The 11003-nt window shown below is 43.1% G+C and carries 12 protein-coding genes; 5 read left to right on the forward strand and 7 right to left on the reverse strand.

Features of this window, described 5'->3' with window-relative positions:
- Positions 1–22 precede the first annotated feature (22 nt).
- Positions 23–445 carry a ribonuclease E inhibitor RraB gene (gene rraB / locus IHV77_RS07030; protein ID WP_194811289.1) on the reverse strand — a complete coding sequence of 141 codons (423 nt, stop codon included), beginning with the start codon at positions 443–445 and terminating at the stop codon, positions 23–25.
- 106 nt (positions 446–551) lie between these two features.
- Here rraB and truD point away from each other — a divergent pair, with 106 nt between their 5' ends.
- The 5 genes from truD to nlpD are packed head-to-tail and all read left to right on the forward strand — an operon-like array spanning position 552 to position 4350.
- The gene (gene truD, locus IHV77_RS07035) at positions 552–1574 is read left to right on the forward strand and encodes a tRNA pseudouridine(13) synthase TruD (RefSeq protein WP_194811290.1); all 1023 of its coding nucleotides are present in this window, start codon (positions 552–554) and stop codon (positions 1572–1574) included.
- Positions 1574–2314, forward strand: a complete 741-nt coding sequence (gene surE / locus IHV77_RS07040) for a 5'/3'-nucleotidase SurE (protein ID WP_194811291.1) — start codon at positions 1574–1576, stop codon at positions 2312–2314. The genes truD and surE overlap by 1 nt, the downstream gene beginning before the upstream one ends.
- 41 nt (positions 2315–2355) lie before the next feature.
- Positions 2356–2931 carry a YqaA family protein gene (locus IHV77_RS07045; RefSeq protein WP_194811292.1) on the forward strand — a complete coding sequence of 192 codons (576 nt, stop codon included), beginning with the start codon at positions 2356–2358 and terminating at the stop codon, positions 2929–2931.
- 11 nt (positions 2932–2942) lie between these two features.
- The gene (locus tag IHV77_RS07050) at positions 2943–3128 is read left to right on the forward strand and encodes a lipoprotein (protein WP_194811293.1); all 186 of its coding nucleotides are present in this window, start codon (positions 2943–2945) and stop codon (positions 3126–3128) included.
- Positions 3129–3141: 13 nt separating this feature from the next.
- Positions 3142–4350, forward strand: a complete 1209-nt coding sequence (gene nlpD / locus IHV77_RS07055; RefSeq protein WP_194811294.1) for a murein hydrolase activator NlpD — start codon at positions 3142–3144, stop codon at positions 4348–4350.
- Positions 4351–4411: 61 nt separating this feature from the next.
- On the opposite strand, the gene deoD is transcribed toward nlpD, so the two are convergent.
- The 6 genes from deoD to mobB all read right to left on the reverse strand — a co-directional run bounded on the left by deoD (position 4412) and on the right by mobB (position 10922).
- The gene (deoD, locus tag IHV77_RS07060) at positions 4412–5131 is read right to left on the reverse strand and encodes a purine-nucleoside phosphorylase (protein ID WP_194811295.1); all 720 of its coding nucleotides are present in this window, start codon (positions 5129–5131) and stop codon (positions 4412–4414) included.
- Between the two features lie 248 nt (positions 5132–5379).
- A complete protein-coding gene (locus IHV77_RS07065) occupies positions 5380–6627 on the reverse strand; it encodes a NupC/NupG family nucleoside CNT transporter (protein ID WP_194811296.1) in 1248 nt (415 codons plus the stop codon).
- Between the two features lie 96 nt (positions 6628–6723).
- Positions 6724–7521, reverse strand: a complete 798-nt coding sequence (locus IHV77_RS07070) for a 4Fe-4S cluster-binding domain-containing protein (protein ID WP_194811297.1) — start codon at positions 7519–7521, stop codon at positions 6724–6726.
- A gap of 110 nt (positions 7522–7631) precedes the next feature.
- The gene (pdxH, locus tag IHV77_RS07075; RefSeq protein WP_194811298.1) at positions 7632–8264 is read right to left on the reverse strand and encodes a pyridoxamine 5'-phosphate oxidase; all 633 of its coding nucleotides are present in this window, start codon (positions 8262–8264) and stop codon (positions 7632–7634) included.
- A gap of 331 nt (positions 8265–8595) precedes the next feature.
- Entirely contained in the window at positions 8596–10236 is a 1641-nt protein-coding gene (locus tag IHV77_RS07080) for an ABC transporter substrate-binding protein (protein WP_194811299.1), read from the reverse strand.
- A gap of 164 nt (positions 10237–10400) precedes the next feature.
- Positions 10401–10922 (reverse strand): molybdopterin-guanine dinucleotide biosynthesis protein B, encoded by a 522-nt coding sequence (mobB, locus tag IHV77_RS07085; protein ID WP_194811300.1) that lies wholly within the window; start codon positions 10920–10922, stop codon positions 10401–10403.
- Between the last annotated feature and the right edge of the window lie 81 nt (positions 10923–11003).

The following is an 11003-nucleotide window of genomic DNA, read 5'->3' on the forward strand; positions in this document are numbered from 1 at the left end:
ACTTTGATTGCGGTTCGGTAAATTAGTGTAAGCGTGAATCTTCGACTTCATCTTCATCGAAAAATTCACCGTCATTTCCATATTCGTCTTCATCGGCATTAGGATCTTCAAAATAGGTCCCCCAACCGTCATAAATGCCCTTGTGTTTTTCAATTAGCGGTAAAAGTTCTTTTTGTTGGGCATCAATAATTTCCGCTTTTAATTCCACTTCGCTAATAATATCGAAACAGAAAATAGCTTTGCCGTTATCATCTTCAAATTCTTCGGCTTCCGAAACTTCATAACCTGCTTTGAAGGCATCCACCGCAATTTTTTCCAACAAATCGAAATCATGGTGGGCAATATGATGTTCGATAATATAAAGTGCTGCCGGATCACTGCCATCGTTTAATAAATCGGTGATAATGTCGCGGGTTTCTGCTTGAAGTTCGGCAAAATCTGTCATGATTAATTCCTTAATTGAGGTAAAAGTGCGGTTATTTTAGTGGATAAATCCCCAAAAGTCGCATAAAATTTCACACGACTATTTTCTATCAAAACACCTCAAAATTATGCTTGAACAACTTCCTTATCTCACCTTAAAAACACCGCCAAAATCAACCGCACTTTTAAAGCTGGAATGTGCCGATTTCATTGTGAAAGAGGTGCTTGGCTATGAAATGTCGGGTGAGGGTGAATTTGTGGCGTTAAAAGTAAGAAAAACAGGCTGTAACACCTTATTTGTGGGGGGAAAGCTGGCAAAATTTGCCGGCGTGTCGGAACGAAATATGAGCTATGCCGGTTTGAAAGACCGTCAAGCCGTGACGGAACAATGGTTCTGCTTACAAATGCCGGGGAAAGCAACGCCGGATTTTAGTCAATTTCAATTGGAAGGTGTTGAAATCTTAGCGGTTACTCGCCATAACCGAAAAATCCGAATCGGTAGCCTGCAAGGTAATCATTTTGAAATTTTACTGCGTGATGTGCAGGAAACTGACGAATTAATAGCGCGCCTAGAGTTTGTGAAAAATACCGGTTTTCCTAATTATTTTACGGAACAACGCTTTGGGCGTGACGGTCATAATCTCACGCAGGCATTGCGTTGGGCGCAAGGCAAAATAAAAGTGAAAGATCGTAAAAAACGCAGTTTTTATCTTTCCGCCGCACGCAGTGAAATTTTTAATTTAGTTGTGGCGGCACGTATTGAACAAGGTGTAACAGAGGAAGTTCTGCCTAATGACATTGTGCAGTTAAATGGTTCTCACAGTTGGTTTAAAGCCGATGAATCGGAGGATTTGGCTGCGTTGCAAACGCGATTGGCACAACGGGATATTTTACTCACCGCGCCTTTGATCGGTGAAGAAAATTTAATGGCTTCTGCGCTTGAAAACGCCATTGTGGAACAACACAATGTTTTTTCACCTTTAATGAAACAAGAGAAAATGAAAGCGGTACGTCGTCCGTTATTAATGCAGGCGCAGGATTTTCATTGGCAATTCACTGATGTGGGGGTGAAACTGTGTTTTTATTTGCCGGCAGGGTCTTATGCCACGGCATTGGTTAGAGAATTAGTGAATTATAAGGAAGAAATATAATGCGAATTTTATTAAGTAATGATGATGGTTTTCACGCAGAGGGGATTCAAATTTTAGCGGCGGAATTGCGTAAAATCGCCGATGTGGTGATTGTGGCCCCGGATCGTAATCGCAGTGCGGCTTCAAGTGCGCTCACTTTAGTTGAGCCTCTACGCCCTCGTCATTTGGATAACGGGGATTATTGTGTTAACGGCACTCCGGCTGACTGTGTGCATTTGGCATTGAACGGTTTTTTATCCGGACAAGTGGATTTGGTGGTTTCGGGAATTAATGCCGGCTGTAATATGGGTGATGATACGATTTATTCCGGCACGGTTGCTGCGGCATTAGAAGGTCGTCATTTGGGATTACCTTCAATTGCGGTTTCCTTAGACGGACGTTTACATTATGAAACGGCGGCACGTGTTGTTGTGGATTTAATTCCTAAATTACACCATCAATTATTAAATCCGCGTGAGATCATTAATATCAATGTTCCCGATATACCTTACGAAGAACTTAAAGGTTACAAAGTTTGCCATTTGGGCTATCGTTCTTCTGCGGCGGAAGTGATTAAGCAAGAAGATCCCCGCGGCGAGCGAATTTATTGGATTGGGCCTGCCGGCTTGCCTGAAAATGAACAAGAAGGGACGGATTTCCACGCTGTGAAGAACGGTTATGTTTCAATCACGCCTATTCAGGCGGATATGACGGCACATCACTCAATTCAATCTTTACAAGATTGGCTAGAACGTGAATAATGTGGCGTTTTGGCTAAATTTAGAACATTAAGGTGTATTGAATGAATATTTTTGGGGCAATGTATGATAAGACGATGGAATGGTCAAAACATCGTTTTGCGGCATTTTGGTTGTCTTTTGTCAGTTTTATCGAAGCTATCTTTTTTCCGATTCCACCTGATGTGATGTTGATTCCAATGTCTATGTCAAAGCCGAAAAGTGCGGTCAGATTTGCGCTTTATACGGCGATTGCCTCTGCTTTGGGCGGCATAGTCGGCTATGCCATCGGTTATTTTGCAACGGATTGGGTGCAAGGAATCGTTCAACAATGGGGCTATGGCGAGCATTGGGCAAAAGCGATGAGTTGGTTTGAGCAATGGGGCGTGTTGGTTGTCTTTGTTGCCGGTTTTAGCCCGATTCCTTATAAAGTTTTCACGATTTGCGCCGGTGTGATGCAAATGGCATTTTTACCCTTTACGCTTACAGCATTTATCTCTCGAGCGGCGCGTTTCTTACTTGTCGCGAAATTGGCGGCTTGGGGCGGTGAAAAGTTTGCAGTAAAATTACGCAAATCGATTGAGATTATCGGTTGGTCGGTGGTTGTGCTTGCGGTAGCGGCTTACCTTATTTTGAAATAATGGATATGTTTATGAATAAATATTTATTTGCGTTGTCTATGACGTTGGTTTTAGCGGCTTGTTCTTCACCGGAGGTGAAAGATCCGAATACATTACCGAACGGTATTATGCAGCCGGTGGAAGGTACGGGCGCTGTTGCAGGTGGTAGTTTTATGCCGGAAATCGAACATCAAGCTATGCCAAATACAATGAAATAAAAAGGAAGAATAAATGAAAAAATCGTTTTTATTATTACCCCTAAGTGCTGCGGTTTTAACTGCCTGTTCATCAAACACGCAAGCACCTATTGAAAATGCCGATGGTTCGTTATCTCCGGGAATTATGCAATCGGTTGATGGAAATCGTAACGGAAGTTGGCAGCCTGAAATTCAACAAAGCACGATGCCGAATACGATGGGGTCAACCACGGTAGGGAATAATGTACCAAGTGGAACTCAAACACCGCAACCGAATTTTCAGCCGACTTATCAGCCGGCTCAACCCACAACTCCGACAGTAACGGAGCCGGTTGTACCGACACAAGCGCAAACCAAAACCGTCACAAAGACGATTTCAGATTGTACAAATTCCTCTGCAATCAATGTGCCGCGAAACCCGAACACGAATGCACCGGATTACAGCCAAATTCAAAAGGGGTCTTACAAAGGCGACACTTACAAAGTGAATAAAGGCGACACAATGTTCCTTATCGCATATTTAGCCGGAATGGACGTGAAAGAGCTTGCTGCGCTGAATAATATGTCGGAACCTTATAGTTTAAGTGTGGGGCAAACGTTAAAGATCGGTAAATGTACCACGAGAACGGTAACGACTACAGTGCCGGTTAATACGACTACCACGGCTCCTACGGTAAAACCTGTCGAACCTGCGGTAACCTATACCGCCGGTGCAAATGGTACGCAAATCGGTTCAGACGGCACGATTATCGGGCCGATCAAATCCGGTGCGGGCGTTCCGTCCTCTAACACATCAACCAGTGCTCCGGCAGTGCCTGCAACAGGAAACACTACCCCTGTGAACGCAAATGTAGCGGCTCCGGTTGTTTCCAACATTTCATGGTTATGGCCTGCAAGCGGCAATATTATTCAAGGGTTCTCTAGCTCGGACGGCGGTAATAAAGGGATCGATATTGCAGGCTCGCGCGGACAAGCGGTGAAAGCGGCGGCGGCGGGGCGTGTTGTGTATGCCGGTAACGCATTACGTGGTTACGGCAATTTGATCATTATTAAACACAATGATGATTTTTTGAGTGCTTATGCACATAACGATAGAATCCTCGTTAGCGACCAGCAAGAAGTCAAAGCAGGGCAAGAAATTGCCAAAATGGGAAGCTCCGGTACTAATAGCGTGAAGCTTCATTTTGAAATTCGTTACAAAGGTAAATCGGTGGACCCGGTACGTTATTTACCAAGACGATAAAATGATACGAAAAGAGCGGTCAAATTTGACCGCTCTTTTTATGTCTTTCTTAGATACTTAATTAGACGTTTTTATCATCAATTAACACGCTTTCTAATGCGATTTCGATCATTTCGTTGAAGGTTAATTGACGTTCTTCCGGACTGGTTTGTTCGTGGGTGCGAATATGGTCGGAAACCGTACAAATGGTTAATGCTCGTGCACCAAATTCAGCAGCGACGCCATAAATACCGGCGGCTTCCATTTCAACGCCGAGAATACCGTATTTCTCCATCACGTCAAACATTTCTACATCCGGTGTGTAGAATAAATCGGCAGAGAAAAGATTGCCCACTTTTACTGCAATGCCTTTTTGTTTCGCCGCTTCAACTGCTGCACTGGTTAAACCGAAGTCGGCAATCGCTGCGAAGTCGTTATCTTTGAAACGAATGCGATTCACTTTAGAATCGGTACAGGCACCTAAGCCAATGATAACATCACGAACTTTCACGTCCATTTTTACTGCACCGCAAGAACCTACGCGGATGATTTTTTTCACGCCGTATTCTGTGATTAATTCTTTTGCGTAAATAGAGCAAGACGGAATACCCATACCGTGTCCCATTACCGAAATTTTGCGGCCTTTGTAAGTTCCGGTGAAACCAAGCATATTGCGCACATTCGTTACTTCTTTCACATCTTCTAGGAATGTTTCGGCGATATATTTTGCGCGAAGCGGATCACCCGGCATTAACACGGTATCAGCGAATGCACCTTCAGGTGCGTTAATATGTGGAGTCATTGTATTTCCCTCTTTTGATTGAATTAAAATAAAGGCACCACGTGTAACCGTGGTGCAAAAACAAGGTATTATGCATCAGTCGCACAAAGAGAGTTTTATATCCAATATTTATCGGGGGAGGGAGCGTTAAGCTTTGCGTAACGATTAATCCCTCTATTGGCGCGTTACGGCTTCGCCTAACGCTACCCTACGGATTTGTGCAAGTGCAACATAATACTGCAAAAACAGTCCGGATACTAACCGCACTTTTAGAGTACGGCACCACTTAATTCGATGAAAAGACCAGCAATGGTTGCACTCATTAAGTTGGCAAGCGTACCGGCAATGACGGCTTTTAAACCTAAACGTGCAATGTCGCTACGACGATTTGGTGCCATACCGCCTAAGCCGCCGATTAAGATTGCGATAGAACTAAAGTTTGCGAAACCGCAAAGTGCGAAAGTAATAATCGCTTTGGTTTTTTCTGTTAATACGACTGTGCTATCCGGTTGTAAATATTTGGTAAATTCAAGGTAGCCGACAAATTCGTTTACCGCTAATTTCATTCCGATCATTTGACCTGCGATACCGGATTCTTCCCAAGATACGCCGATTAAGTAAGCGAGTGGTTTGAAGATCCAACCGAAAATAGATTGTAAGGTGAGGTCGCCATAACCGAACCAACCGCCAATACCGCCCAAGATACCGTTAATCAATGCGATTAACGCCACAAAGGCGATAAGCATAGCACCTACGTTTAGGGCTAATTGCATACCTGAGCTTGCACCGCCTGCCATGGCTTCTAATACGTTAGATGGTTTTTCTTCATTACCCGCTTCGGGTTGGGTATCGCTGAATTGCTGTGTTTGAGGGTAAAGAATTTTGGCGAATAATAGACCTGCCGGTGCCGCCATAAATGATGCTGCGATTAAGTAAGTCAAAGGAATGCCCATTCCCGCATAACCTGCCATCACGGAGCCTGCGATAGAAGCGGTTCCGCCCACCATAATTGCGAAAAGCTCAGATTCCGTCATACGGCTAATGTAGGGTTTCACCACAAGCGGTGCTTCTGTTTGACCTACGAAAATATTTGCAGCGGCAGACATGGATTCCGCTTTTGATGTACCTAACATTTTTTGTAAGGCACCACCGATGATTTTAATCACCACTTGCATAATGCCGAGGTAATAAAGTATGGAAATTAAACCGGAGAAGAAGACGATGATCGGAAGCACTTTTACGGCAAAGATAAAGCCAAGATTGCTCGGATCAGCAAGACCGCCGAAGACGAAGTTGATCCCTTCGTTGCCGTAAGCAATAACATTTGCTACGGCATCTGCCGTTGCCCCTAATGCCTTTTGACCTGCCGGCACATATAAAATAAGGGCGGCAAATCCAAGTTGGATTGCAAACGCCCCTAATACTGTTCGCCAATTAATCGATCGACGATTATTTGATAACAAAAATGCGATGGCAATTAATACCACCATACCAAGAATACTTATTAAAATACTCATATACACCTCAAAATCGCTAAAGATAAAAATCGGCGTAATTTTACTGTTTTTTTGCTAAATTGTGTGAACTTTTTCCAAAAAATGTAATGTAATCCTCTAATAAATTGTCAATATGTGACTGAGTCCACATTTTTTGGCGTAATCAGCCAGCTGATCCGTTTCTGCCTGAGTCGGTACGAAAGGTTTCAAACCTTCTTTATCGCGTGCCCCTTTAGTATGCATACGGATAATTTTTATCAGAATTTGTGGGTAGGGCTTAAGTAACAGAGCGGTTTGCTCAATGAGTTTAAAGGCATCAAAAAAATCCTTTACAAAAACCAACCGCACTTCCTCCACTTTATTGAGAGGGAGTAGTTTTGAAAGATTGCTTAAGTTGCGTGTAAGATTATCCGTTTTAATTCGCTGTTCCGTTGGAATTATTTGATGAGAAACCATACCGCTGCTATTTTTTCTGTCAAAGCAAAGGGATTGCAAACCTAAGCCTTCGCCTTTTAGATCGAACAGAAATTTATCGGTAACATTAATCAATGGGAGAATCTTTTCGAAGTCAAAAAAGCCGCTGCTATCAAGGTAGCAGGTTAAGCCTTGTGAACGTAATGTCTCAAAGAGCGGGATGAGTTTTTTATAGTGAATTGTCGGCTCTCCCCCTGAGATCGTTACTCCACGAATAAAAGGCGTGGCTTCCATTACTTGTTCGTAAAGGTAGCGGAGGCTCACTTGTTTTACGCCCTCGGCATAGCGTGGAATCGTTTCCGGGTTGTGGCAATACAGGCAATTTAGTTTACAACCTTGCAGAAAAATAGTCGTGCGATTGCCTTGCCCTTCCACATTAGAGAAAGGAATAAGGCGGTGCAGCGGTACATAAAGATGATCAAGCGCAGAAAGTGCGGTCATTTTTTCCTATTTTTATAATGAATTTTAAATGGATACAAAGCCGCAAGCCGAAGATCGTGCAAATAGGCAGGGCGCAGCAATACAGTAATTTTTAAATTTAATTCTCTACATTAAGGTGAAAGGCGTTCACGAATCCACGCATTATTTTCCAAACGGTAACGAATACGATCGTGTAAACGGCTTGGACGACCTTGCCAAAACTCAATACAATCCGGCTCGACTAAATAGCCGCCCCAATGCGTCGGACGTGGCACGCTGAACGGGTGTTTGGCGGCAATAAGCGTGGCTTTCGCCAGTAAAGATTTATAGCCGGGAATGACCGCACTCTGCTCGCTTGCCCAAGCACCGATACGACTGGTGTAAGGGCGGGTTGCAAAATATTCATCGGATTGCTCGGCGGGAATTTTTACGGCTTTTCCTTCAATACGTATCTGGCGTTCCAATTCCGGCCAAAAGAAGGTGAGAGCGACATAAGGGTTATGTTCAATAGCTCGGCCCTTATGGCTGTGATAATTCGTGAAAAATACAAAACCTTGTTTATTCACTTCTTTTAATAACACCATTCGGCTATTCGGTTTGCCATCTTGATCTACTGTCGCCAAATTCATTGCAGTGGGTTCATTGACTTGACCGGTAATGGCTTCATTCATCCATAATTCAAATTGCGAAATGGGGTTTTCATTGCAATCATGTTGTGAGAGTACCCGTTTGCGATATTCTTCACGGATATGATGTAAGTCCATTTTTCCTCCTTAAAAATAGGGAAAAATCATAATGATGTAGCAGTTGCAAAAATCATCGGTAGAGAGTGTTGCGCTCATCGGTAGGGTAGCGTTAGGCGAAACCGTAACGCACCGATTAACAGAGTTTAGCAATAGAATTGTACGTTAAGATATGTAGGGTGGGCAACTTGTTGCCCACCGAAAATATAGAGATTGTAAATGGTGGGTAAAAATTTGCCTACCCTGCACAAACCTACAAAGTGATTCGTCAATGAGACTTGTGATACATCATTTTCTTTATATTACCGATTTTCATATCAATAATGTGTACATACCACTTTGCAGAAATTCATTATTTTTCATCAACGCTCACACCATAAAAGGCGTCATAACCGAATGGGCTTTGAACATAGCCTTTCACTCTCGGGCTAAGCGGTGCAAAGCCAACGGAGTGAGCCACTGGAATCCATGGGGCTTGTTCGTGGGCAATGACTTGAGCTTGTTTATAAAGCGCTGTGCGTTCTTCTTTATCGGTTAAGCTTAATGCTTTTTCTAACAAAGCATCAAATTCCGGGTTTTTGAAACGTGCAAAATTTGAGTTGCCGGCATTAACACTTGCTAATAATGGTGAGAGGAAATTATCAGGATCACCGTTATCGCCGGACCAACCGAAAATCCCTGCGGTTAATTCACCGGCTTTTGCGCGTTTTTGGTAATCCGCCCATTCGTAGGTAACAGGATTGGCTTTTACACCCACTTTCGCCCAGTCTGCCATCACGAGTTCCGCCATCCGTTTTGGATTCGGATTAGAGGCGCGCACTACCGGCTGAATCCAAAAATCCGTTTCAAAGCCGTTCGGATAACCCGCTTCCGCTAAAAGTTGTTTCGCTTTTTCCGGATCATACGGGTAATCTTGAACTTCGTCATTATAGCTCCAGATTGTCGGTGGTAATGGATTTTTCGCCGCTGTTCCCGCACCTTGGTAAACTGCCTCAATGATAGCTTTCTTATCCACCGCATAATTCAATGCTTGGCGTACTTTCATATTATCAAAAGGGGCTTTTTCCGTATTAAATGCGATGTATGCCACATTCAAACCTTTTTGCTCCAATAATTGTACTTTCGGATCGGTTTTCATTTTGGCGAGATCCGCTACATTCGGGAAGAGAATTAAATCACAAGAACCCGCTTGTAGTTTTGCATAACGTGTGGTGGCATCCGGTACGATACTAATTACTAAGCGATCGAGCGGAGTACGACCTTTCCAGTAATTTTCGTTCGCCACATATTGTGCCGCTTGGTCGGTTTTGTAATCAACAAAAATAAACGGTCCGGTTCCCACCGGACGGTTATCAATGGTTTCCGGTTTACCGGCTTTTAACATTGCATCGGCATATTCTGCGGAATAAATGGAAATAAAGTCCATACCGAGACTTGCCAAGAAAGTGGCGTCTTTTTTGGTTAAGGTAATACGAATGGTGTTATCATCCACTTTTTCTACGGATTTCAATAAACTAGGGAATTTCATCGCCTTGAAGTACGGATAAGTCCCTTTTGAAACGTTGTGATACGGGTGGTTCGGATCTAACTGACGTTGGAATGAGAACAACACATCATCGGCATTAAAATCACGACTTGGCGTAAATTCTTTGGTGGTGTGGAATTTCACCCCTTTGCGTAAATGGAAAGTATAAGTTAAACCGTCATCACTAATTTCCCAACTTTCCGCTAACGCAGGTTCAATATCGGTAGAGCCTTTTTTAAACTCCACTAAACGGTTATATACCTGTTGTGAACTGGCATTGTAAGAAGTTCCTTCCATCACCAGTGCAGGGCTGAAACCTAACGGTGCTTTTGCCGTGCAGTAAACGAAGGTTTTGTTTGATTGCTTTGTATTGGTGGTTTGCGTGCTTTTATCGGCAGAACCGGATTGGTCGCAAGCGGCTAAAAATAATGATGCCGCGGCAAGGGTTATGGTTGCTTTTAATTTCATTCTCGCTCCTTGGATTGCATAAGACAGGATTAATCCCATCAGGTGATAATGAATGTTGGATTAAGTTTACTAAACTAAAATGCCATTAAGATATAAGCAAATCCGCTTTTTCTTAAATAAAAAAATCGTCTCGATTATAACAAATTGATCTAAGATTTAATTCACTATAAATCATTACCGCTGGTTTTTTGTCTGTACCAACGTTCAATAAAATCGGCAATTTGAGGAATGTGGTTAATATTCAATAAAGTGCGGTCGGTTTCAAGGGGATAATCGGTGGCAATCGCCAATACGTTTTCATCAATGTCCGCTAAGGGTTTACTCATCTCTTGGCGGTGTAAAAGTATTTTGGGTACAGGCTCTTGCTTAAAACCTTCTACTAACACCAAATCGGTTAAGTGGTGATCAAATTGCTGCATCAAGTATTCAAGCGATACGGGGGTTGTGGTTTCCGTCATCATTGCCCAGCGATGATCACCGGCTAAAATCACTTGTGCCGAACCTGCCTCTTTCATTCGCCAGCTGTCTTTTCCTTCCTTATCCACCTGCGTATTGTGATGACTGTGTTTTATCACCGAAACACGAATCCCGCGTGAAATAAGTTCGGGAATTAGTTTTTCTAATAATGTCGTTTTACCGCTACCGCTGTAACCGGTAATACCAAACAGAGGAATAGAGTTTTTCATTGCAATAACCTTAAAAATAATTGCAGAACTTTAGGGTATTATGTAGCACAAATCATCGTAGGGTGCGTTAGGCGAAACCGT

It is taken from the genome of Rodentibacter haemolyticus (assembly GCF_015356115.1).
Taxonomy (GTDB): Bacteria; Pseudomonadota; Gammaproteobacteria; order Enterobacterales; family Pasteurellaceae; genus Rodentibacter; species Rodentibacter haemolyticus.

What these genes read in the sequence shown, in the direction of transcription:
- rraB (WP_194811289.1), bottom strand. Translation starts at nt 445, where the DNA reads ATGACAGATTTTGCCGAACTTCAAGCAGAAACCCGCGACATTATCACC.
- truD (WP_194811290.1), top strand. Translation starts at nt 552, where the DNA reads ATGCTTGAACAACTTCCTTATCTCACCTTAAAAACACCGCCAAAATCA.
- surE (WP_194811291.1), top strand. Translation starts at nt 1,574, where the DNA reads ATGCGAATTTTATTAAGTAATGATGATGGTTTTCACGCAGAGGGGATT.
- IHV77_RS07045 (WP_194811292.1), top strand. Translation starts at nt 2,356, where the DNA reads ATGAATATTTTTGGGGCAATGTATGATAAGACGATGGAATGGTCAAAA.
- IHV77_RS07050 (WP_194811293.1), top strand. Translation starts at nt 2,943, where the DNA reads ATGAATAAATATTTATTTGCGTTGTCTATGACGTTGGTTTTAGCGGCT.
- nlpD (WP_194811294.1), top strand. Translation starts at nt 3,142, where the DNA reads ATGAAAAAATCGTTTTTATTATTACCCCTAAGTGCTGCGGTTTTAACT.
- deoD (WP_194811295.1), bottom strand. Translation starts at nt 5,131, where the DNA reads ATGACTCCACATATTAACGCACCTGAAGGTGCATTCGCTGATACCGTG.
- IHV77_RS07065 (WP_194811296.1), bottom strand. Translation starts at nt 6,627, where the DNA reads ATGAGTATTTTAATAAGTATTCTTGGTATGGTGGTATTAATTGCCATC.
- IHV77_RS07070 (WP_194811297.1), bottom strand. Translation starts at nt 7,521, where the DNA reads ATGACCGCACTTTCTGCGCTTGATCATCTTTATGTACCGCTGCACCGC.
- pdxH (WP_194811298.1), bottom strand. Translation starts at nt 8,264, where the DNA reads ATGGACTTACATCATATCCGTGAAGAATATCGCAAACGGGTACTCTCA.
- IHV77_RS07080 (WP_194811299.1), bottom strand. Translation starts at nt 10,236, where the DNA reads ATGAAATTAAAAGCAACCATAACCCTTGCCGCGGCATCATTATTTTTA.
- mobB (WP_194811300.1), bottom strand. Translation starts at nt 10,922, where the DNA reads ATGAAAAACTCTATTCCTCTGTTTGGTATTACCGGTTACAGCGGTAGC.